The sequence below is a fragment of the Desulfuribacillus alkaliarsenatis genome, assembly GCF_001730225.1.
Lineage (GTDB): Bacteria > Bacillota > Bacilli > Desulfuribacillales > Desulfuribacillaceae > Desulfuribacillus > Desulfuribacillus alkaliarsenatis.
Map to the genome: position 1 here is coordinate 188,258 of NZ_MIJE01000030.1, position 24,562 is coordinate 212,819.

At 36.6% G+C, this 24,562-nt stretch carries 16 protein-coding genes; 14 read left to right on the forward strand and 2 right to left on the reverse strand.

Annotated features, from left to right (window positions below):
• Positions 1-61: 61 nt before the first annotated feature.
• Genes BHF68_RS09440 through hepT form a run of 3 tightly spaced genes read left to right on the forward strand, consistent with a single transcriptional unit; the run spans position 62 to position 1,138 of the window.
• A complete protein-coding gene (locus BHF68_RS09440; protein WP_069643390.1) occupies positions 62-241 on the forward strand; it encodes a hypothetical protein in 180 nt (59 codons plus the stop codon).
• Positions 225-677, forward strand: a complete 453-nt coding sequence (gene mntA / locus BHF68_RS09445; protein WP_084019337.1) for a type VII toxin-antitoxin system MntA family adenylyltransferase antitoxin — start codon at positions 225-227, stop codon at positions 675-677. Before BHF68_RS09440 ends, mntA begins: the two co-directional genes overlap by 17 nt.
• A 29-nt stretch (positions 678-706) precedes the next feature.
• Complete coding sequence (gene hepT, locus BHF68_RS09450; protein WP_218070347.1) at positions 707-1,138, forward strand: type VII toxin-antitoxin system HepT family RNase toxin; 432 nt, start codon at positions 707-709, stop codon at positions 1,136-1,138.
• A gap of 38 nt (positions 1,139-1,176) precedes the next feature.
• Here the strand turns inward: hepT and BHF68_RS09455 are convergent, their stop codons facing one another.
• A complete protein-coding gene (locus BHF68_RS09455) occupies positions 1,177-4,179 on the reverse strand; it encodes a hypothetical protein (RefSeq protein ID WP_069643391.1) in 3,003 nt (1,000 codons plus the stop codon).
• Positions 4,172-5,533 carry an O-antigen ligase family protein gene (locus tag BHF68_RS09460; RefSeq protein ID WP_176719914.1) on the reverse strand — a complete coding sequence of 454 codons (1,362 nt, stop codon included), beginning with the start codon at positions 5,531-5,533 and terminating at the stop codon, positions 4,172-4,174. The genes BHF68_RS09455 and BHF68_RS09460 overlap by 8 nt, the downstream gene beginning before the upstream one ends.
• Positions 5,534-5,720: 187 nt before the next feature.
• On the opposite strand from BHF68_RS09460, the gene BHF68_RS09465 reads away from it, so the two are divergent.
• The 11 genes from BHF68_RS09465 to BHF68_RS09515 all read left to right on the forward strand — a co-directional run bounded on the left by BHF68_RS09465 (position 5,721) and on the right by BHF68_RS09515 (position 24,519).
• Entirely contained in the window at positions 5,721-6,821 is a 1,101-nt protein-coding gene (locus tag BHF68_RS09465) for a glycosyltransferase family 4 protein (RefSeq protein WP_069643392.1), read from the forward strand.
• Positions 6,822-6,831: 10 nt separating this feature from the next.
• Positions 6,832-8,391 (forward strand): murein biosynthesis integral membrane protein MurJ, encoded by a 1,560-nt coding sequence (gene murJ, locus BHF68_RS09470; RefSeq protein WP_069643393.1) that lies wholly within the window; start codon positions 6,832-6,834, stop codon positions 8,389-8,391.
• A 144-nt stretch (positions 8,392-8,535) separates the two neighbouring features.
• Positions 8,536-10,437, forward strand: coding sequence for an O-antigen ligase family protein (locus BHF68_RS09475; RefSeq protein WP_069643394.1), 1,902 nt, complete (start codon positions 8,536-8,538; stop codon positions 10,435-10,437).
• 254 nt (positions 10,438-10,691) lie between these two features.
• The gene (locus BHF68_RS09480) at positions 10,692-13,043 is read left to right on the forward strand and encodes a copper amine oxidase N-terminal domain-containing protein (RefSeq protein WP_069643395.1); all 2,352 of its coding nucleotides are present in this window, start codon (positions 10,692-10,694) and stop codon (positions 13,041-13,043) included.
• Between the two features lie 182 nt (positions 13,044-13,225).
• On the forward strand, positions 13,226-14,695 hold the full coding sequence (locus BHF68_RS09485; protein WP_069643396.1) for a stalk domain-containing protein: 1,470 nt from the start codon (positions 13,226-13,228) through the stop codon (positions 14,693-14,695).
• A 119-nt stretch (positions 14,696-14,814) separates the two neighbouring features.
• Positions 14,815-17,016: a S8 family peptidase gene (locus tag BHF68_RS09490; protein ID WP_069643397.1), complete on the forward strand. Its 2,202-nt coding sequence runs from the start codon at positions 14,815-14,817 to the stop codon at positions 17,014-17,016.
• A 150-nt stretch (positions 17,017-17,166) separates the two neighbouring features.
• Positions 17,167-19,833: an S-layer homology domain-containing protein gene (locus BHF68_RS09495; protein ID WP_245669661.1), complete on the forward strand. Its 2,667-nt coding sequence runs from the start codon at positions 17,167-17,169 to the stop codon at positions 19,831-19,833.
• 298 nt (positions 19,834-20,131) lie between these two features.
• Positions 20,132-20,755 carry a sugar transferase gene (locus BHF68_RS09500; protein ID WP_069643399.1) on the forward strand — a complete coding sequence of 208 codons (624 nt, stop codon included), beginning with the start codon at positions 20,132-20,134 and terminating at the stop codon, positions 20,753-20,755.
• 11 nt (positions 20,756-20,766) lie between these two features.
• Complete coding sequence (locus tag BHF68_RS09505) at positions 20,767-21,393, forward strand: acetyltransferase (protein WP_069643400.1); 627 nt, start codon at positions 20,767-20,769, stop codon at positions 21,391-21,393.
• A 148-nt stretch (positions 21,394-21,541) separates the two neighbouring features.
• On the forward strand, positions 21,542-22,735 hold the full coding sequence (gene sat, locus BHF68_RS09510) for a sulfate adenylyltransferase (protein ID WP_069643401.1): 1,194 nt from the start codon (positions 21,542-21,544) through the stop codon (positions 22,733-22,735).
• Between the two features lie 11 nt (positions 22,736-22,746).
• Entirely contained in the window at positions 22,747-24,519 is a 1,773-nt protein-coding gene (locus BHF68_RS09515; RefSeq protein ID WP_069643402.1) for an SLC13 family permease, read from the forward strand.
• Positions 24,520-24,562: the final 43 nt, after the last annotated feature.

Sequence of the window (24,562 nt, forward strand, 5' to 3'; positions counted from 1 at the left end):
GGCGCAATCAACGTATTATTAAAGTAATATATGTAGCTAAATAAAGGAGGTTGAGTTCAAGGTGAAGGAGCCAACAAAAATTACAAACAATAAAGAACAATTGCTTAAATTAAGTGAAGAATTAATGAATGTAGAAAAGGAACGTATTGCTGGACAAAGTGGGGTAACACTTGCTCAACTTGAACATGACCTTAATGATATAATTAAGAAAGCAGAGATTGATTATGAAACTAACAGATGAAAAAATTAATAACGTAATGAAAACAGTGCTGATTGAAACGGAACTTATAAAAGACCAGTACGCTATTCAACTAGTTTACATATTCGGCTCTTACGCAACGCATAAAGCTACTAGCAGAAGCGATGTAGATATAGGTATTTTCATAGACCCGCAATCTAAGTCGGACAGTAATAGGTATTCGCAAATCAAACTGGAATTACTAGATAAGTACACATCAGCATTAAAAAGAGATGACATTGATTTGTTGATTCTGAATCAAGCTAATCCGACACTAGCTTTTCAAATTGTAAAGTATGGCAAACTAATCTATCAACAGAGCCAACTAACGAAAGTATTATATGAAAATAAGGTATGGAAAGAATATGCAGACACAGAGAAACAGCGGAAACTTTTAGAGCTACAAGTTGAGCGAAGAATGAAAAAGTTGCTAGAATAAATATTATGCAAACTGCGGGAGGATTTCATATGGTCGCTAAAGATGTGAAGGTAATGCTAACAAAGAAAATAGCTGATTTGCAGAAAAATATACTACTACTAGAGCAAATTAAGGCGGAGATTAGTATAGACAATCTTCATGAAGATGAAGTAAAGTACTGGGCAATCGAAAGAGGTTTGCAGCTCTCGGTAGAGATTGTAATAGATATCGCAAACATACTAATATCTGCCAATGATTGGGAGACTCCAGATACATATAGAGAGACACTTTTAAAACTCGGTGAGAAAGAAATTGTTCCAAAAGCATTTGCGGAAAAAATATCTGGCATGGCTCACTTTAGGAATATCTTAGTACATGATTATTTGGAGATGGATGAGAACATTCTTAAGGAAGTTTTAACTGTTGGAATCGCAGACATAGTTAAATATATTGATTACGTTAATAGATACCTAAAGAGTTAGCTGAAGACTAAATTCAGCTAACTCTTTTATATCTAATGTTATTGTTCGTTAACTATTGAATTAGCCACATTATCCTGTAAAATCGCTAAACGTAGTTCAAGTAACAGAATTTCCCTCTCTGTAAGTTTACTACGTGCTTCTTCATCATATAACGCATGCTCGATATTCTCAATTTGACGTAGCTCTCGATCGACAATTTGCTTTTCAATTGCCAGCGGATTCGTCATTTGAATACCTTCGTCATTAAAGTTCCAAAAGCGGAAAAATGTCGTTTGCTGCATCATCCCAGCATCAGGTACAGGCATTAAACTCTCTACTTCATATTGATAAATATATGGCTCATCCTTACCAACCCAGACAGTCCACTCCATGGTTGTTCCTTCCATACCATTTGCGCTAGTAACATCTAATGTGAAGGTAATCTTATCAGATAGCTCCCCGAGAATTCTTTCTTCACCAACAATAGTTGGTTGTTTACGGTAGGTATAGCTTAGATCGGTTAGATTATTGTCACCGTCATTTAAATCTACTAGCTTCAGTAAATCCTTAAATGGCTCGTTAAAATCCATACGCTCTGGGAGTACAAGTCCGTAGCGACCTTTCCAGTCAACAGGGAATCCAGCTTCATTAACTAAGCGCTTCCACATATTGTCTTCGTGTAGATACATATAATCTCCTGATTCGTAATAGCGGAATGGATTACCTAGCATTCTTGCGTTTACAGATATCCCTTCGTCTTGAATGATAATACCATCATACATACTTGTCGTACGACGTTTTTGTATCTTAGATACAACCCAGCCGCTATACCAGAAACGCTCACCATTATCGTTTGAATAGTTAACTGCAGTCTGCCAATAATCGCGCCATTCATCTTCACTAAATACTGTTTTACCATCAGTATCATTATTTTGATTTGCAATAGCATCGCTTCCTTGGGTAGAAGCAGGGTATAGAATGTCATCAGTAGCAACTCCAAGCATTGTAGCACTAGGTACAGCACTGACATGGCGATTGTCTAACACCCCATATAATGATACGGCAAAAGTAGTAACTAATAAGACACCTAAGAATACGTTCTTTGTAGTGATATAGTTTTTATTGATAATGTTAGTAGATTCTGTGCTTGGTGAATTGTGTGACTGCTCGTAACGCACGCGATGCCAGCCAGCAACTACAAATCCTAACAATGTTAACAACCAGGCCCCCTGCTGCACAGGTAGGCCATGCTCCTGTAATACGACAAAGCGATGCTCCCGAAAATAACTAGCTACATATTCATCATTACCGTCTCCAGTAATATCTCCAACACGTACATTGATAACGGTGTTATTAGTTCGCCACTGAGGCTTCATTACATATTGAGATTGCGAGCCATTACCTATCGACTCAAGTCTATATCCTGTAAGGAATCTTCTATTTTCATTACGATAGTAGCTTTGGCTTAAGGCAATAATTTCACCAGTGGCAGTAACGGTCTCGAAGCGAAACACATCGTCCTGAGCTACCCACAATTGCTTCCAGGTATATGATGTATTAGCGCCATTTGAAGTATCCGTTCCTGTCGGACTACTCGGTACTAACCTCAGTACCTGTGAAGGAGTTGCAGATAACAGCACCTCATCAACACCATTACCAGTAACATCGGCAAAGATAAATTCTCCATCAGCCACCTGTCGTAGCATATCTGGACGCAGGGTAGCTACTAATTGCCACTGTCCAGTTTGCTTCTGATACACTTCTAAGCCATCCCGATAAGTTACAAGCTCAGTATCTGCACCACCAGTAAGGTTTGCATAGCCAAGGATTGCGACACCCTCTTCCATTAACTGTTCAATAAATGGGTCATACCCTTGGGTATCCTGACTTACCTGAGCCCAATTAACCTTTTGTTCCTCTATATTTTCCATACTAACCCCTAATGCGGCGAAAGGTGTACGGCCAAAGGGTAGCATATGCTGAATTAAATGTAATCTATCGAAACGTGGAACTAACAGCTCGTAAATACCGTTATCTGGACTACCAACAATATCTAAACTCTGGAGCATATCAGTAAAAAAATTACGTTTAGGTTCAGTTCCAATAGTGGAAGTCAAGTTATCAACAGTTCCGCTAGAGATATCCACATTGCCCCCAATTGGTTGCAGGACTGCGGCAGAACGACGATCCCATAGGGTGAAAAATGAAGGAGTTATCCCCATGTTATCCACGGTTTCCACAGATAATTCCTCTAAAAGCTTGTGGAAAAAGTCCATCTGCAGGAATCCTTGGTCTAATAAGTCGTAGCGGGCATCTTTATACCTGTGGATAAAGTCTGAACCCGTACTCCATTCCATAGTATAATAAGGAAATCCTACATAATCTCGCACCATATAATTCCATAGAGCTTGTTCGATATCTGGACTAGTGCCGATTTCCATGAAAGAAGGGTTGCCAGCACCATTCTGCTCATAGCTAAACACCATATATCTACTAAGTTCCATCTGCATTGGATAAAGACCTGGGATAGATACCTGCGGGTCAGCCACCCCTTGGGTGATTATTTCTTTCGTACCATCACCAGTCACATCAGCCAGCTGCAATGGAAAGTAGTCTATATTCGTATCCGAGTATAACTTAGGGCTTTCATAGATGACTTGAAACTTTTTCGCAAAAAACAGCTCCTGCTGACTCCACATACTTGTTAATAATCCACCAACTATACATAATGTTAGTACCTGAGTAACACGTACCTTACTAGCTAAAATTTTACTAGCTACTATAAAGAGTAGAGTCAATGCAATAAAGGCGATTATCTGCTCCAAGACGGGCTTATATTCCATGCGCATCATACCGCGTACTAGTAACAGGTAACCAATAAACACCACACCGAAGGACAGTCGATACTCCTTTGGCAACATCCACGCCAATACGCCTAATAAAGCTACCGTTAACAGTACACCGTAGAGCCCATAATCTAAGAACAGCGGAAATACGACAAAATGATAAAATATAAAGGCAGCAACTGCAAATAGCACATATAAACTGTGATTCCTAATCATTGCTATCTACCTCCTGTCCTAATCCTATCAACATCCCAGCACTCATCCAGAACAACACATTCATAAAAGGAACCTCAAAGATATTTTCTACACCATTGTGCAGAATGACTGCCAACAAACCACCGAATAATCCAGCCGCAATAAATTTATAGCTAGAATTCCAGAGGGATTTCCAGACTTCTAAGCAATTTTTCAATAAGGAGCCAATCAACCACAGGAACAAACCGATCCCAATCAATCCCATCTCAGCTAAGGTCTTAGCATAATAGTTATCCACATAGATTGTTCCGAAGTGTCTAGCTCCAACAGCACCACCATAGTGTCCTAATCCTGCCCCGAAGAACGGTTCATGACGCATTCTATCGAAGGCATTTAACCAGCGGGTGACACGTCCTCCCTGAGCACTTTTTTCAAAATACTCTGGCGAGAACACATAAAGCATACGCTCCACAACTGTAGGTGCAAGCATATAGATTACGCCGACACCGACGACAGCAAGTCCAGCTACACCGAAAATCATGCGCCTATCATACATCAAGGCAAAAATCACTGCCACAACCCCAACTGCTGCTCCGAAGGCTAATAGCGCACCCCGTGAGAAGGTCAGTAATAGACATAATGCCATAACTCCAGACATGCCGAGTAACACAAGCGACCATAAGCCTGTACGACTCAATAGTATTTCCTTATAAGCGGCCAATCGACCAGCGGTTTTAGTAGCAGTCAGCTTTTCCATCGCCTGTCCAAGATGCCAGAAGGCTAGTCCAATTGTAATAGGAACGATAAATGCCATATAGCTGCCTAAAACATTTGGACTGCCGACGAAGGAGAATGCTCTGGTGCGCACGTTTTCACCTGCATCAACCCAGTTGCCAGGCATCGGCACTCCAGCAATATATTGATATACACCGTGGAGACCCATAACGAAACCAATCCCCACCATGATATAGATCATCGTCAGCATCTTAACGCGATCACGTATTAAGTAGAAGGCGACGAAGAAAGCCAGCATATATTGAAAGGTTGCACGAAATCCTTCTATACCGATTGAGATATAAGACATATTTAAGAATATAAGTGCAAACCCATAGACCATAATTAATAGTAATGGTTTTGTTACATCTATATTTTTTAACTCATTTAAATCTACTTCACCCATCAACCAACGCCACCCAAGAATTACTAACAATAACGCTAGTACGAGATTGTGCCATAGGGCAGCAAGGATTCCAATTCCGATTACAGATCGTAACACATAATCTACAACGGGAAAAGAAAAGAAAAGTATAAATAAAAAGGTCGTAATATTTAGATGCTGCTTTATTAAATCTAGTTGCATTATTTTTTTTAGCATAGTTCCTTCCCTTTCGTGTCTATGTGGGCTACTCATATCTCACCCGCTACCATTATTGTTATAAACAAATACAAGTATACTATAATTTAGCATATAAGAGAATGCTATTCGGTTGTTGTAATTGCGCTAGTAAGGAATTTCATATACAATTACAGATGTAGCTATAATTTTTGACGGTGGTGAAACAATGCGAATTCTACATATAATAGGTGGTGGCGAGTACGGTGGTGCAGAGCAGTACCTAGTAAACCTTGCCCGTAAGCTACAGGGAAGTCCATATCAGATTCAAATGGCTTGTTTTTATGATAGTGAATTTGCTGCTGTACTACGTAAGTATCAGATTCCCGTCCATACTGTTTTACCATCCAGTCGTTTTGATTTTACCTTAGCACAGAAGCTACGCCGTTTAATGATTCAAGAGAAAATAGATATTGTACATACCCATGGAGTAAGGGCCAATTTCTTCGGACGTTTAGCGGCTAGGAAGCTAAAGCTGCCGATAGCTACTACTGTCCATAGTGAGCTTCGCCAGGATTATCAGAACCCAGTTGCTTATATGTTAGCCTTAGGAATGGAACGGATGACCCAGCCATTAACGACGAGATATATCGCCATATCTAACAGTATTAAGCAGGATATGATAAAGCGTGGAATCCCCGAACAAAAGATAGAAGTAATTTATAGCGGAATTGATTTTGCTGAATTCGTAGAAGAAAAAACGTCAACACTAGAACTACCCCAACCACCAGTAATCGGCATAGTAGGGCGTCTACAGGAGGTTAAAGGTCATCGCTATGCTATTATGGCTATGCCTGCTATTTTGCAGAAGTATCCAGAAGTGAACCTTGTGATTATCGGTGATGGCCCGCTTAAAGAAGATTTAATGAAGCTAGCGAAGCAGATTCAGGTGGCTGACAACGTTCACTTCCTTGGCTTTCAGCAATCCGTCTCTAGTTTATTGAATCAATTCGATATCTTCCTAATGCCATCCCTATCTGAAGGGCTAGGTTTATCTCTTATAGAAGCAATGTCACAAGGCATACCAGTCATCGCGTCTGAGGTAGGAGGCATGGTTGATGTAGTCCAGGATACAGGAGACTTACTAACAAGCACAGGAATACTTGTATCTGCTAAGGATGCTAACGCCATAGCAGAGAATGCGAAACTACTTTTAGCAGATTCTAATATAGCCCAACAGATGGGTATGCGTGGACAAGCAGATGTACTTAAACGCTTTAATAGCGAGCGCATGATTGCAGAAATTGCTGATTTTTACGAAAAATTATGAGGTATTACTAATGACCGAAGACAACAAACGCACATTAATTAAATCAGGTATGATTATCCTAGTCGCCACGTTCTTAGGGCGGCTTTTCGGTTTTGTCAGAGAGATATTCATTTCTGCCCAGTATGGTACATCTGCACAGGCAGAAGCTTACTTCATCGCCATTACAATTCCTACTATATTAATAGCAGTTTTACCAGGCGCTTTAAATTCTGTGTGTACCCCCTTATTTGCTGAATATAAGGAAAAGGGTGACTTGAAAGGCTTACAACGTCTTTTCAATACAGTCACAACCCTTGTCCTACTAGGCACTCTACTGCTCTCAATTCTAGGGGGCTTATTTGCATCTCAGATTGTATCAGTTCTTGCACCTGGATTTACAGGTGAAGTTCGGGAACTGACGGTAGAACTCGTTACATTAATGATACCTGCAGTGGCCCTAATAGGTTTAATCAGTATCTTTTGGAGCTATTTAAACGCCCAGCGACACTTTCTAATGCCAAGCCTTGGTCCTCTTGTTGCCAGCTTAATTGTAATTATCTCGATTTTTACACTCGTGCCTAAATACGGTATACATGGATTGACAATCGGTACAGTCATTGGTTTCTTTTTTCAAGGGATTATTATGTACCCAACGGTAAGGAAACACGAGATACAGTTCGGCTTTGGCCTAGACTTGAAGAATCCAGAAGTAAAACGCTTCTTTATATTAATGATACCTATAATTCTAGGAATGTCTATTAACCAGCTTAATGTTATAGTTGATCGTATCCTTGGGTCAGGATTAGAAGAAGGTAAATTCGCAGCCTACATATATGCGACGCGTATTTACCAACTGCCAATTGGGATGTTTATTGGTGCAGTAACATTACCTCTATTCCCGCTGTTATCCCAATACGCTTCCCAGGGTAGTATAGACAAGCTTATCTCGACAATGTGGAGCGGGTTAAAGATGCTAGCCTTTATTATGCTGCCAGTAACGGCTGTTGTCATGATTATGGGCGAGCCAATCGTTAGATTACTATTCGAGCGGGAGGAATTTACCAGACAGAGTACACTAGAGACTAACTGGGCGTTACTATTTCTGGCTATTGGTTTCTTTCCATATGCAGCGAGAGATTTACTAACGAGGGTATTTTATTCATTACAAGATACTCGTACTCCAGTAATTATCAATACAATCACAATTACACTGAATGTTATCTTTGCAATTATACTTGTTCGCTTCTTGGATCAAGGTGGACTAGGGTTAGCGATGGCCCTTGGAGGTATTGTAAATCTCATACTTATGCTCTTTATTATTCGATACAAGCTTGGAGTAGTTATAGACAGACATGCAATCTTACAAATCGGCAAAATAGCAATAGCGACAGTAGCTATGGCTATAACGTTACTAATAGCGAAGCCGTACTTCGCTATAGATACTACAGTTAGCACTTCGGCGATAGAACAATTGATTCAACTATTAATTCCACTTACACTTGCATGTATTATGTACTTGGTATTTACATTGCTACTGCGAGTGGATAGCCTGCATGCGGTGTTAAGGAGGAGAAGAAATCAAGAGAGTTAATAAACACAAATTTATAAAGAAGGAGTCTTAAAACATAACATTGAAAAAACAGTTCAATTTGGGTTAAAATTCTAGATAACAATGTTGGATATAGGAAGCAAGAACCTTTATACAAAGAGTAGATGGAACTGGAAGGGGAAAAATATGGCTAAAATGAAGCGGTCTAATAATCTGATGAAAAATATTAATCCTGAAAACCAAGGGCCAGACTGGTATTACCTAATACCACTAGCAATGATTGGGGCGATAGTGCCTACTATTGTTTACTTGAAAGTAGTCCCTTTGCCTCCGCATGTAGCTCAATTTTGGATGGGGGATACGAATGCTGACTTCTTTTCCTATTACAAAGCAATATGGATTCAAATATTAACTGCTATCTCTCTCATAACTTTGCTACTTGCAAAAGTTCAAAACGCTATTGAATTTAAAAAAGATAAAATATTTATTCCACTAGCTGTATATGCAGTATTTGTTATATTATCTGCAGTATTTGCAGACTCAGTATATAGAGAAGTTGCATTTAAGGGATACCCAGATCGTTACGAAGGAATGTATGTGTTGTTGTCTTACGTTTTAATTACATTTATTGCTGCACATATAGTAAGAACTGAGAATCATCTTAAGCTTGTTTTAGGAAGCTTGTTAGCTTCAGCGTCAGTATTAAGCGTACTAGGGGTTTTTCAGTATTTAGGGTACGATTTTTTTCGTAGTGAGTTTGGAAGAACATTAATTATTCCTGAATTTTATGAGAGTATTAGAGGATCAATTGACTTTGCTTTTGGTACGAACGCTATATACAGCACTATGTATAACACGAATTATGTAGGTAGTTATATGGTTATGATTGTTATTATTACGATGGTTTTATTTTTATTTTCTAGAAACCAAATAAGCAATCTCCTTTATGGAAGCATATTAATATTAACGTTTAGTAATTTGATTGGATCTAATTCGCGAGCTGGACTAGTAGGGTTTCTCTTTACACTTATTATTATGATAATTTTTATGTATGAAGAAATATTACGTAATTGGAGAAAAGTCTTATTAATCGTATTAGTTCCGTTACTTGTTGTAGGGTTGATAGATTATACTTCGGGTGGAAGAGTTGCTAGTAATATTAAGAATTTGTCATTAGATGTTCGTGATATGCTGAATGCTGTAGGGAAACAATATGACGAACCAGAAGAGCCTAAGAGACAAGCATTTAATAATATGTACCTTAATGGCAATAAAGCAACTATAGATATGACAACGGAATCAATTCAAGTACAAACGATTTCTTTAAATCAGAATTTAGATTATGATATATCGGATTTCGCTTTTTATGATACCGATGGAATAAGATTAACAACAGAGCAAACTAAAAATGCTAATACAATAACATTTAATGAATCAAATTATAATAGATATAATGTGTTGGTAATAGGAAACTTAGTTCAAGTAAATATAGGACGAGTACAGGTGAATTTGGGAGTAGATGACCAAGGGAATATTAAATATATGGATAGAAATTTGCAACTAGTATATCCCATCGATGCACCGAACTGGGGATTTAGTGGGTTAGAAAATTTAGGTTCGAACAGAGGTTATATTTGGTCGAGAAGTATACCTATGCTAAAGGAAACTATTATATTAGGTAATGGTCCTGACACGTTTCCAATCTATTTCCCTCAAGATGACTATATAGCCAAGATGAAATATGTAGGAAGCCCTCATAGAATTGTAGATAAGCCACATAATCTATATTTACAAAAAAGCATAAACACTGGGTTTATCTCGTTGCTAGCTTTTTTGACATTTGTCGGAATGTATTTATTTAAAAGCATTAGAAACTATAATGCTAGCAAAGAAAAGCAAAAAGAAAATGAAAAATTGAGAAAAATAGCTACAGTAAATATAGGGATTGCATTATCTGTTATAGCATATCTAATAAGTGCTATATTTAATGATAGTATTGTTTCAGTAGCTCCAGTGTTTTGGTTACTCATAGGTGTAGGCGTCGCCTGCAACTACATGCATGAATATTACATGAATATTACAAATTAAAGAATTTAATAATATTTCGAAACTTATAAAAAAAACCTGCGTCTAATATTGTGTAATTATAAAAGACAACTTACTAGGCGTTGTGCACACCAATAACTTTAAACATATAATAGATTCATAGAATCATATGGTGTGTAATTGTAAATAAAAAGTCATTTACAATTAGGAGGAATCTATTATATAATTGTGTATGCATGTTCAATGCTAGATTTGTCAAAATCTATAGCCTTATCTCGAAGAAAGGGGGTGGACAAATGAGAGATCAATTAAACAAAGGCAAACATTTATCAACACCCTTAAGACAAAAAAAGAGAACATTTTTCCAAGGAGGAGAAACAATAAACATGAAACAAAGAAAACTTATAGCTAGTTTACTAGCTTTCGCAATGGTTTTATCCTTAGTGATAATTCCAGTTGGAACTGCTGATGCACGTAGTGTTAACAGCGTAGACCGTGTTCCTACAGTTAAAGATGACTACAACTTTACTAGCTTCATAGTTGGTAATGACTACTCAGGTGTACCAACACTTGCTATTGAGAATGACGACGCTACTAGCTGGCCTGCTGTTCAAGAATTTAGACTAACTTTACCTGCTGGTGCTAAATGGGGTAACCAAGCGAAGTTAGACCAAATGGCAGCTGCTATGACTTTAGACGGAAGCACTTTAAACAATATGACAGGAGCTGCTCTTAACACTTTTGATACATTAGAAGTAAGAGCACTAACTGACACAGTATTAACAATCAGAACAAATGAAGTAGTTGCATCAGGGGATACTTTATTTATTCCATTAACTGCTGTAGAGCTTGATGGTATTACTGGTGAGGTTGTACTAACAGTTAATGCTAGAGATAGCCGCTTAAGCAACAGTAGCCATACAATTGCTGTTTCTTCTTCTGGAAACACGATTGCTACTGTAGGTAAGAAAGAAACGGTAACAAGAGGACCTGGAAAAGTAGGTCAACAAATTCTTATTGACGAAGCTTTAATTGGTGCAGTAAGAAACACAGTAGAGCAAGGATTTAGCATGCGTTTACCAGCTGGTTTTGAGTGGAATGACTCTATGGAAACTACTGCTAACTTTGACTTCCCTGCTGAATGGGGAACAATCACTGGTTTTGATGCTGAAATCAGCTCAAACAAGCGTGTATTAAGCGTTTCATTTAACACTGAATTTGCAAGCAACACAAGACAAACAATGCAAGTAACTCCAGTATTCAACGTTACTCGTGACGCTGCATATGGAAACGTTGTTGTTGATATCACAAATCCAAAAGGTGACTTTACTTCACAAGCTGGATTAGTAGTTGCAGAATATAAAACTTTCGGAACAACTTTAAGTGCAAAAGAAGCAGTTGAATTATTAGCTGGTAAAGATTACGGCACAAATTCTGACTATATCACTGCTGAAATTACACTAGAAGAAGTGATTGCTGACTCAATCTTACCTGGTCGTGTAATTGAATTTGAGTTACCATCATGGGTAGCTGTTGATGCAACAAATGACTTTAGAATTGTATCTTCAAATGCTGCAACTGCAATTGTAGCTAGTGATTTCGAAGTTATTACTAACAACCAAGGTCGTAACCTAAATCGTTTTGAAATTAGTTCTGATGTATTTACTCCACTAGCAAGCGGAGATAAGGCGAAGCTAGTATTTGAAATTCCATTAGCTATTGATGGAAGAGCAAGTGGAGATGTGAACTTAACAGTAAGAGGTGCAGGAGTTGAAGAGCAAACTGTTAAAGTTGCAACAGTTACTCCGCCAGCAGTTACAACAATTGATGTAGCAGATATTCGTTTAGGTATTCAAGATCAAGCTGCTCCAAACATCGTTATTGAAGAGCCATACGCAGGTGCTTGGGAAGCAGGCAAGACTGTTCAAATCGCATTAAGTTCAAGTGCTGCAGATTACTTCACTTTCACTGGTCACAGAGCTTCAGTAACTGAAGGTGACTTAGAAATCAGAGGTGTAAGCAGAAACAATAACGTATTATCATTCACTGTAGATGTAGAATCATCAGTAGCTTCAACAGTAACATTAAGTGGTATTGAAATTACAGTTAACCGTAATGCACCAGAAGGATACTTCACAGTTGATGTTCAGGGTACTGCACTAGTTGAATATACTGGTAGCTACTCTAACTCAATCGCTAGCAGAGTTGACCGTGTTAACTATGCTAATGTAGTAACAAGAGCTCCAGACTATCTAATTCCTGGTCAAGGTGAGCAACAAGTTGTTTTCTCAGTTGACTCAAGCACTTACACAGTAGGTGGCGTTGAAAGAGTAATGGACGTTGCTCCATTCATTCAAGACGGACGCACAATGCTTCCAGTACGCTTTGTAGCTGACTCTGTAGCTGTAAGTGAAGATAACATCATTTGGAACCCAGTTACTAAGCAAGTAACATTAATGAAAGGCGACCGTATTGCTCAAATGACAATCGGTAGCAACGTAATGCTAGTTAACGGTGTATCTGTAGCTATGGATACTACTGCTGAAATTAAAGACGGACGTACAGTATTACCAGTACGTTTTGTAGCACAAGCACTAGGCGTAAGCATTCAGTGGGATGATGCTACTCGTACAGTAACAATTAACTAAGGTATAGCAATATATCTTATGTATAAAAAGAAGAAGGACTCGTTTTGAGTCCTTCTTTCTTTTTATACATAAAACAAAGTTTCACAATTATACTGGCTGACATTGTTTTATGTATATAGTATAATTAAATAGATATATCCATCATCATAAATTACAATAACAATACAGATAGGAGTAGTCAGATGGAACGTTTAAAACAATTACTTAAATTCACATTTGCGTTGGTTGTATTATTAGCCTTTGTACAAACAGCTCAAGCTAGGGATATTTCCATTTATATGAACGGTAACATTGTTGAATCTTCGATACCTCCGTATAATGAAAATGGAGTAACTATGGTTCCTATGCGAACAATATTTGAAGAGTTGGGTGTAACCGTTAAATGGAATGAATCAAATAAAAACATTGAAGCTGTAAAAGAATACAAGATAGTCCGATTTTCACCAGGATCAACAACTGCTTACATTAATAATGTAAAAAGAGAACTAGATGCACCGCCAGTAATAATAGATGGCATAACAATGGTGCCATTGCGATTTATAGGTGAAAGCTTTGGTGTAGAAGTACTTTGGCTAGCTGACACTAATTCAGTTTATGTAGATACAAATTTCACTATAGTAGAAAAAAATGAATATCCAGAATTGAGTTTTCAAGACGCTTTAGAAATTGTACTATCTAATAGTACAGAATATAAAGATAAAAAATATAGCTTAGAAAGAACTGAAGAAGTAAGAGAACGTTTGGGATGGACTTTGCCAGGTATGAGAGCCGCAGGACCTGGATATGGCCAAGCAGACCTTCAAAGAAACCAGGCTACACAAGCCTTATTTAGTGCTGATGCTTCTGTAAAAATGGCAGAGTTAGAGCTTGAAATAACAATAGATCAGCTTGAGAATCGCCTGCTTACACTATATTTAGATATAATACAGAAAGAATCTGAGTACGATATACTTAATCAGCGGATTATTAATGCAAAGAGGAATTTGTCAATAGCTAAAATACAAAAAGAACATGGTGTACAAAGCACAAATGATATAAAAAAACTTTCTAACACCTTAGAACAAGAAAAACAAAGAAAAAAAATTATAGAAAAAGAGATAGATTCGGAATATATAAAGTTAAACAAAATGTTAAACTCAGATGATGAGCGTTATACACTTAAGTTTGATGTTGAATGGAAGCCGTTACAAGATTTTGATATTAGTCGGCACATTCGTCAAACTATAAACACAGACCCGTATATGCTTATGCAAAAAGATAGGATAGAACTATCAGAATACGGTGTTATATTATATGTATATAATGCGGGTCAAGAGCCCCTCAGAGCAAAAGAAATTGATGTTCAGAGAGCAAAATTAGATTTACAAAGATCTCAAGCAAATTACAATCAAACTATACTTACACGCTATAATCAATTGATACAATTGGAAAATCAATATCAATTATTATCGCTCAACTTAGAAAACGCAAGAGAACAGCTCGTCATTCTAGAAACACAATATCAGCTTGGTTTGATTATTGAGGCTCAACTACATGAAATGCAACTTGGAATCAATGAACTAGTGAATGAAAAGCAAAATATAATAATTAACTACATAAAGCTATATAAACTAATTGATAAACCATTCTTAGCTCCTGAATATATGCAGTAATTTATAGGAATATTTAACAAATACAGTGAATGTCATGTTGGCATTCACTGTATTTGTGGTATTATTAAGGAAAGGATTTAAAATTCTAGTATTTTATGAAAGGCTAAGTGGTGATAATATTGAACATATACAGTAGTCGACTAATCATAGTCTTAATTTTGATTACTCTCATTTTTATAGATGTTGTGCCAAGTGCTGCCACAGTTCAGCCGACAAAAAATACTGGTAAATTAGTAGAAGTAGATTTAAAAGAAAAAGGTATTATTGACAGATATGAAAATAAATCATATGTAACTGCTTTATCATATACTAACTTAGCACCATTAGAGGCCGTTCAAGATCGGATAGCGATTATTGACACTGGTATTTCATGGAATCACACAGCTTTATCGGATATAGATGCTATTTATTGGAGAAATGTTATATCAAATAATAACAATGTGCAAGATAATCACGGACATGGAACACAAATTGCTGGACTTCTAGCATCTAGTGGCCGGAGTGGCGCCCCAAGGGGGTTGTTACCAAATGCAAAATACATCATATTAAAAGGATTAAATGACCGAGGAGAAACTGAGGATTTTGTATTAGCACAAAGTATTCGAACTGCCGTGGATTATGGGGCTAGGGTTATTGTTCTATCGCTGGGCATATCAGTTCATTCCAATGTATTAAAGGAAGCGGTAGATTATGCTTATCAGAACAACGTATTAATAATCGCTGCTGCAGGGAATTATACTAAGCAACCGCAATATCCAGCTGCCTACCCTACAGTTTTATCTGTTGGTTCTGTTGATTCTAGAGGTATACGCTCTGCATTTAGCCCCACAGGCTATGAGTTAGATGTACTAGCCCAAGGAGAGCAAGTAACCGTATTGCAACTTGAGAGAGGAACTAGAATAGCACATGGTACATCTATGGCAGTTCCTATAGTTGCGGCATTAGCAATGGAAACAATGAGACGAAATCCAAGTGCTTCAGTGGATGAAATTATTAACCATATAATTACTAACAGCAAAAACTCGCTAAATTGGAATCAAAATATCGGTTATGGAGAAGCTGAATACCAATTAATAACGAATTCAACGATATTACAATCCTTACTTAGACATAACAACACAACACCGAATAGAGCAATGAACATACCTCGTAATGGGATAATCAGCACTCGAATCAGTAATGAGAATCAGTACAGATGGTATAAAGTAGCAGCTGGTTTTGAAGGAGATATTACTGTTACCTACAGAAATAGGGTGAATAGTTACATTAAACTAGATGTATTTGATGAGAACCTAAGATTAATTAGCTCTAGATGGCTTACTGCAGACAACCAAAGAACAACATTTCGCGTTAGCGCAGAAGGGACTTATATAAGGATTAGTAGTGATGCAAGCAACACTCCAACTACAGCTAGTTTTATTTTTGACTATCGTATTAGTGCTGACGTTTGGGAACCTAATAACACAATCAATCAAGCAAAACCTTTATCATTGCGTTCTAGTATTGAATCTACTTTACATTCTAATAATGATCAGGATTGGTTTTTTGTCGACGTAGTTGAAGCTGGTGATTTACGAATTGAAATTAAAAACGTGCCAGAACACATGGATCCTATGCTTATGGTCCGTTATGGAGGTTTTACTACTACTGTTGATAGTCACGCAGCTGGTATAGGTGAAGTTTATACAATGAGTGGATTAATCGGTCGTTATACATTCGGAGTTCGTGATTATAATTGGAATATTGTAAATTATCCGTATACAATAGAAGTTAGTTTTCAACCATCATCAGTACGTTATACTGATATTAGTCAGCATTGGGCGCGCAATGATATTCAAAGGTTATACCGACTCAATGTATTACAAGAAGCTTTTAATGAAAATCGATTTCATCCAAATCGCTATATTACGAGAGCCGAATATGCTAGCTTAATCGTTAAATCGTTAAGACTAACAATACCACCAAGTAATACACGCTCATATAGAGATGTTTCTTCAAATCATTGGGCAAGCCAAGCAATTGCCACTGCAAAACATTATGGCTTAATACAAGGATACCCAGATAACACTTTTCGACCGGACATGCCTATTACTAGAGCTGAGATAGCTATGTTAACACACAATGCTTACGGGAGAAATCTATTAGTAGCTAATACAAATAGCTTTAGTGACGTACCTAATAATTATTGGGCTAATGGACAAATAAGCTCGTTAGCTAGGAACAATATTTTACTAGGCTATCCAGATGGCTCATTTAGACCTAATTTCTATACTACAAGAGCAGAGGCAGTAGCAATTGTATCGAGACTTACTAGTAATTAGAATAAACAAGTAATTTAATGAAACAAAACACCGTATATTTCCGTCTTAAATATGAAACATATGCAGGATAAATTTATTGCTATGTAGAATTGAATATTGTATTAGTACGGAGTAATAAAGAATACTAACGGGAGAGATGATAACGTGATTATGAGAACAGGGAGAAAATACGTTTGTTTACTAACTATAATAGCGCTTCTACTTACTATGCTACCTTTTGGAATAGTACAAGCACAAAGCGCACAATACTCACCATTTCACGATGTGCCAACTAATCATTGGGCATTGCCACACATTATTAAGTCGGAGCTACGCGGAGTTGTTACTGGCTATGGAAACGGTATATTCAAACCAGACCAGACTGTGACTCAATTAGAAGCAATTGTTATGGCAGTAAGAGCTATGGGTTTAGAGAATGAAACACACAATACCAATCAATTTGCTGACACTTCTAATTATGACTTACCAACAACATGGAATGCGCGAGGATTTGTAAGTGTTGCTATTAAGCATAGCTTAATTGATGAACAGACTTTTAGACCATCCGCTGGGGCATCTCGTGCTTGGACTGCACAGCTATTGATTCGTATGCTGAAAATGGAAAATGAATTGAACATGATCGCTAGTACACCTTTTGAAGATGATAATTACATACCTGTATGGGCAAAGCCTTACGTTGCTTTAGCGGTCGATAAAAATATAATCTCAGGAATACCTAACTTATCGGGAAGCTACGACTATCGTCCAAATGATGCTGTAACGAGAGCACAGCTTTCAACACTAATAAGTCGATCTGATCGTTATATGAATGATGTTTCAGGTCAACTTCCTATAGGCATCGTGAAAAAGATAGAGGGCAATACTTTAACAATTCTAAAACCAGATAACACAACAGAGTCGGATGCTAGAGTAACTAACACTACTGCCATATATGATCAGAGTTACAGTTATATTAGTCAAAATAAAATTACAGTAGAAGATGCAATACGATACCAATTGTCAAGCAGCGGTAATCTTAGGTATATAGAATTAATAGATAAGAATTATTACGACAACTTGCCAGTCATTGAAAAAGTTAATCGTCTACAGGGTACATTAGTACAATTGTATCAAGAGCAAAGACTAATGATAGTAGAACAAGAAGATGGGAGACTATATACAGGTACTTATGCTACAGACGCTGAAATTGAAGACTTAGAACAAGGGCGAAGCATAAGTGATTCTAATCTGCATATTGGGGATGAACTAGAATTAATTTTAGGTGATAATGATATAGTTGGGATAAAGGTAATAAAATCTTCTCAAGAAGCTGTATTATCGGGAGTTATCTTTGCGATTGATATTGAAAGAGGCATACTTACTCTAGAGAATAATAATAGGTATACCTCATACACCTTCGATGATAGTGTGAGTGTAGAGTACAATAACATCAGATTTGCTACAGTTCGTGATTTGAGAAAAGGTGATGAAATACAAATTCAGACAGAGGATAACAAAATAAGCAAAATTACGCTTATAACACCATATCAAAGCAATGAATACCAAGGCACTATAGTTACTATTTCAGTACGAGACGAAGTCATAACGATTATCACTGCCGAGTCAGATCCAGTAGCTTATAGAACAAATTCGCAAACAGAATATAAAATAAATAATGTGAATAATCCAAAACTATCTGACTTAGAGATCGGAGATCATGTGATTTTTACAGTGGATGGTCGCGTAATCAAAAAATTAGAAGTGATTAATAGAAACCTCCAAGACGAAATAAGAGGTAAATTACTAAATATAAATAAAGACCTTAAGATGATAACAATTGAAACTTTAGATGAAGAATACAAGACATTTAAATATGACGATCTTTTAGATGTCTATATAGACGGAAACAAAGATGGAAGACTAGATGATTTGCTGCTAGACACAAACATAGCTATTAAGATTGATAAAAACACAATAATACGTATAACGGTTAACAACCAAATAGCTGGTACAATTGTAGGACTTGATAAAAATAGAAATACAATGACAGTTGAACATGATAATAGAACTACAACATACGAATTAAGTAATAACGTTGAGGTTCGGATGCAAGATATAAGACGTGCAATTGTTGAAGATATTAAGCTAGGTATGGAGATGGTTGCAAAACTAGAGCGAAATAAGATTATTAGAATTGATATTAAATACAAGTATTCATCTATAGTTAAAACAATTAATACGGACTGGGATAGAATTGAAGTTATAGACCCTGACAACTCTAATGATACGATTAGATATTATGTATATGAAGATGTAGTAATTATCTTTCCTGGAATTGAAGATCCTGAACTAGCAGATATTAGAGTGGATGATGTAGTCGAACTAACCTTTACTGGTTATGAGTTATCAGAGATTCGCGTAGTTCCAGCTTCTATTGGAAATATTACTTCAATAGAAGCTAGCACTAACGAAATCGTAGTAAGGAATCGAAACGAAGTTGAGAGGATTTTAATAAACAACAATTTGAATATCTATTCAGCAAATGGGAACCAGATATCGGCACCGAATTTAAATACTAATGATTTTGTTCGAGTGCAGAGAATAGGTGATAAGACAAATGTATATTTATCATCTACGCAAGAAGTTGAGTTCTTCTCTGCACTTGGAAATAGGATTTACTATTATGATAATAATGGTAATTACAGAAACCTTGCGCTAGATAGAGAGGCTCTAATCTGGCAGAGTAATACATTTTTCTTACCAGGAGACATACAGCAAGGCGCAAAAATATCACTGTATACTTTTAATAATCGTGTTCTAGGAATAAGAATACACTAGTGATTAAATTACCATTTGACATCAGACGCATTATGAGTAAAAATATTACGCATAATGCGTTTCTTTTAGTTCGTAAACGTGGGAACAGTATAACATACTATAATTCTGTATGAAAAGTTAGAGGAGTCCATAGATAGGCTTAGTTCACTCACTTGATGATTGAAAAACTATATTGAGAACGGTATTTATTTAAAAATTGTGTAATTAATGTTACTTATTAAAACAGACAAATGGTCACGTATATGATTGATGTAAGAAGCATCTTATAGATTGAAAATTTTTACAAAGGTGGAGCTTAATGAGTTACAAAAATATAAAGAGGGTATTAGATATACTTTTCTCGTTGCTATTATTGTTATTACTAACTCCGTTGATGGTAATAATTTCAATAGTTATTAAATTCAGCGAACCAAATAGCCCAATACTCTTTAGTCAAAAGCGCCCAGGAAAAAACGAAAGAATCTTCACTATATATAAATTTAGAACGATGACAACAGGAGTTAGAAGAGAAGACAGCCAAGCATCTGATACAAAACGAATAACTAAAGTAGGAAATATATTGAGAAAAACAAGCTTGGACGAGCTACCACAGTTATTCAATATTATTAAAGGCGATATGAGCTTTATAGGTCCAAGACCACTGCTCCCTCAATATCTAGAACTATATAGTAATGAACAGAAAAGAAGGCATGATGTATACCCAGGTATAACAGGGTGGGCACAGGTGAATGGTAGGAATGCGATAAGCTGGGAGGAAAAATTCAAATATGACATATACTATGTTGACAATATAAGCTTTAAGCTAGATTTGAAAATTTTTTTCCTAACAATTTATAAAATAATAAAAAGAAAAGATATAAACAGCTCAGATTCCAATACAATGGAAACTTTCACAGGGAGTAATAAAACAAATACAATGTAGTGGTGATTTATATGGCTAATCTCTTAATATTAGGTGCAGGCGGACACGGAAAAGTAGTCGCAGAAGTGGCACAAAGCATGAACAAATGGAAAGATATTGCGTTTCTAGATGATGATAAAGACCTTAAGCATGTGCTTGGTTATAAAGTTATAGGTGAAATAAATCAATACGATAAATATTATAAGCACTACTCTCATGCATTTGTAGCAATAGGAAATAATAAATTGCGGTTAGAATTAATAAATGAGCTTATCAAAAAAGGGTATACCGTTCCAACTCTTATACATTCCTTTACTTCAATTAGTGCAACATCACAAATTGGACTTGGCACAATAGTGATGCCAGGCGCAGTAATAAATGCAGATGTTAAAATAGGTAACGGCTGTATAATAAATACATCTTCTAGCGTTGACCACGATTGTATAATAGAGGATGGAGTTCATATATCGCCAGGAGTTCATTTAGGTGGGTCAGTCTATATAGGGAATGGTTCTTGGGTATGTATAGGTGCCAATGTAGCGAACAACATAGAGATAGGTGAGAATGTTAAAGTTGCTGCAGGAGCTGTAGTTATCAATAACTTTAAGGATAACGTACTAATTGGTGGAGTACCTGCAAAGATAATTAAAACTTTATAAAAACCAGCTGACATCATATCGCAAAATAGCTAATTTTAGTAAAATTCTAAGGAAATGCTATGGCTAGTAGTGTCTACTATTGATATAATAGTAGACTATAATATATGAAATACGTATGATCAATCTCATTATAGGGGGAGTTTGTAGAATGTACAAACAAGAAAACAATATTATTGAAAAAGAAGTATCAAATATTCCTGCACACGGTGGAGTATTAATTAATAGAGAATTAACTGGAGTAGAAAGAGATGATTTATTACAAAAGGCAGAAAGTCTAAAAAAGATTACTCTTGATAATTGGGCACTATCGGACTTGGAGTTAATTGCTATTGGTGGGTTTAGTCCACTAACAGGCTTTATGTGCGAAGAAGATTACAATAATGTTGTTGAAAAAATGAGATTAAAAGATGGTACTGTATGGAGCCTACCAATTACATTATCAATAACTGAAGCAGAAGCTAAAGGGATAGCGGTAAATGATGAAGTTGCTCTTGCAGGTAAAGATGGCATAATCTATGGAGTTATCGAAATAGCAGAAATATACAATTATGATAAAAAGAAAGAAGCTAGAAATGTATATGGAACTGAAGATAACAATCACCCAGGCGTAAAAAAGGTTAACGATAAAGGAGTAGTAAATTTAGGTGGAGCAATTTGGTTATTAAACAGACCTAGCCACTCACCATTTGAAAATTATTATATGGATCCGAAAGAGACCCGTAAAATGTTTGTCGACTTAGGCTGGGAATCAGTTGTAGGATTTCAAACGCGAAATCCAGTACATCGTGCACATGAATATATTCAAAAGTCGGCATTAGAAATCGTTGATGGTTTACTCTTAAACCCTTTGGTTGGTGAGACTAAGTCAGATGATATTCCAGCAGATATTAGAATGGAAAGCTATGAAGTATTACTAAATAATTATTACCCAATGGATCGAGTAAGATTAGTAATATTTCCAGCGGCAATGCGCTATGCAGGGCCCCGTGAGGCTATATTCCACGCAATAGTGAGGAAAAACTATGGTTGTACTCATTTTATAGTTGGACGAGACCATGCTGGTGTGGGAGATTACTATGGGACATATGATGCCCAACTAATATTTAGAAAATTTTCAAAAGAAGACCTTGGAATACAGCCACTATTTTTTGAACATAGCTTTTACTGCAAAAAATGTGGGAATATGGCTTCTACTAAGTCTTGCCCCCATGGTAAAGATGATAGATTAATATTAAGTGGTACTAAGGTTAGGGAGATGTTAAGAAATGGAGAAGTGCCACCAGCTGAGTTTACAAGACCTGAAGTAGCAGAGGTATTAATGAAAGGGATGAAAGATATTTAGGGGAGAAGAGAATGAACTTAGACATTGTTATAGTACTAACTGTATTATTAATTATGTTAGTATGTCTTATTAAAGAAGTAGCCCGACCTGATATAATAATTTTCTTTTCTTTAGCGTTTTTACTTCTAGTAGGTATTGTTACTCCTGAGGAAGCTTTACGCGGTTTCTCTAATGAAGGGATGCTAACCGTTGCCCTATTGTTTATTGTGGCTAGTGCAGTACACAAGGCTGGTTTACTAAATTTTTGGTTGCAGCAATTATTAGGGAAGGGTAAAAGTACTGGGGGAATTCTTGCTAGATTACTAGTACCAGTATCAGGGATGTCTGCCTTTCTTAATAATACACCTATAGTCGTTATGCTTATGGGAGATATTCGCAAATGGTGTCAAGATAAAGGCGTATCGCCGTCTAAATTTTTATTGCCACTATCTTACGCATCGATATTCGGTGGCACTATGACTTTGATAGGGACATCAACGAATTTAGTAGTACACGGCTTGCTACTAGATTATGGATTTGCTGGTTATTCTATGTTCCAGTTAACTATAGTTGGATTACCTGCAGGAATTCTAGGTATTATTTACCTTTCAACCATTGGGCACAAGCTGCTCCCTGAAAATAAAACACTAGTACAAGAATTGAGCAAGGAAAGTCGGCAATATTTAGCTGAAATGGTAGTCGAAGATGACAGTGTGATAGTTGGTAAAACTATTGAAAAAGCAGGTTTAAGGAATTTAACGGGTTTGTTTTTGATAGAAATTATTCGCAATAATGAAAGAATCATGCCTGTTCCTTATTATGAGACTATACATTCGGGAGATCGTTTAATATTTACAGGCTTAGTATCTACAATAGTAGAACTAGAAAATATTCGAGGACTACGTCTAGAGACGGGATCAGACTTATCTTTAGAAGATTTGCGAAATGACAATACTCAGTTAATTGAAGCAGTAGTATCTCATCAATCAGGTATGCTCAATAAATCTATCAAAGAAACGAATTTCCGTAGTAAGTATGATGCAGCAGTAGTTGCGATACATCGCAACAATGAACGTATTAGAGGGAAACTAGGAGAGATAGTACTTAAACCTGGAGATACTTTGCTATTACTGGTAGGTAAAGATTTTAAAAAACGTAGTGCTAATTCAAATGAATTCTACTTCATCATGCCAAAGAGCAAACCTAACCTTGCAGATGCTCGTAAAGGTAAAATAGCTATTGCAACATTGATAGCTATGGTGGTACTAGCAAGTACAGGTATATTATCAATGTTTGAAGCTGCAATTTTGGCAGTTGGTCTTATGATTGTTACGAAATGTATTACACCAGAAGATGCAAAAAACTCTGTCCAATTCAGTGTCTTGCTTGTTATAGCTAGTGCTTTTGGAATTGGTATAGCGTTACAAAAATCTGGTGCTGCTGACTTTTTAGCTGGATATATTGTACAAGCTTCAATGCTTTTCGGGACAGTAGGGTTGTTGATTATTATATTTATTATAACGGCGGCTTTTACTGAAATGATTACTAATAACGCAGCAGCAGTTCTTATGTTTCCAATAGGACTATCGGCTGCTCAACAAATGAATATTGAGCCGTTAGGAGTCATAATTACACTTACAATAGCTGCTTCGGCAAGCTTTATTACCCCGATAGGTTATCAGACTAATTTAATTGTATATGGACCAGGGGGGTACCGGTTTACTGACTACATTAAAGTAGGACTACCACTGACATTGCTTTATATGGTAGTAACAGTATTCATAGTCAGTATGATTTGGGGATAGAATGATATTTATCAGACAAATAAAAAATAAAGATTGAAAGGTG

Coding starts and splice junctions, on each gene's coding strand:
- BHF68_RS09505 (WP_069643400.1), top strand. CDS start 20,767: ATGGCTAATCTCTTAATATTAGGTGCAGGCGGACACGGAAAAGTAGTC.
- BHF68_RS09455 (WP_069643391.1), bottom strand. CDS start 4,179: ATGATTAGGAATCACAGTTTATATGTGCTATTTGCAGTTGCTGCCTTT.
- BHF68_RS09465 (WP_069643392.1), top strand. CDS start 5,721: ATGCGAATTCTACATATAATAGGTGGTGGCGAGTACGGTGGTGCAGAG.
- BHF68_RS09515 (WP_069643402.1), top strand. CDS start 22,747: ATGAACTTAGACATTGTTATAGTACTAACTGTATTATTAATTATGTTA.
- BHF68_RS09480 (WP_069643395.1), top strand. CDS start 10,692: ATGAGAGATCAATTAAACAAAGGCAAACATTTATCAACACCCTTAAGA.
- BHF68_RS09475 (WP_069643394.1), top strand. CDS start 8,536: ATGGCTAAAATGAAGCGGTCTAATAATCTGATGAAAAATATTAATCCT.
- hepT (WP_218070347.1), top strand. CDS start 707: ATGGTCGCTAAAGATGTGAAGGTAATGCTAACAAAGAAAATAGCTGAT.
- murJ (WP_069643393.1), top strand. CDS start 6,832: ATGACCGAAGACAACAAACGCACATTAATTAAATCAGGTATGATTATC.
- BHF68_RS09485 (WP_069643396.1), top strand. CDS start 13,226: ATGGAACGTTTAAAACAATTACTTAAATTCACATTTGCGTTGGTTGTA.
- BHF68_RS09495 (WP_245669661.1), top strand. CDS start 17,167: ATGAGAACAGGGAGAAAATACGTTTGTTTACTAACTATAATAGCGCTT.
- mntA (WP_084019337.1), top strand. CDS start 225: ATGAAACTAACAGATGAAAAAATTAATAACGTAATGAAAACAGTGCTG.
- BHF68_RS09460 (WP_176719914.1), bottom strand. CDS start 5,533: ATGCTAAAAAAAATAATGCAACTAGATTTAATAAAGCAGCATCTAAAT.
- sat (WP_069643401.1), top strand. CDS start 21,542: ATGTACAAACAAGAAAACAATATTATTGAAAAAGAAGTATCAAATATT.
- BHF68_RS09500 (WP_069643399.1), top strand. CDS start 20,132: ATGAGTTACAAAAATATAAAGAGGGTATTAGATATACTTTTCTCGTTG.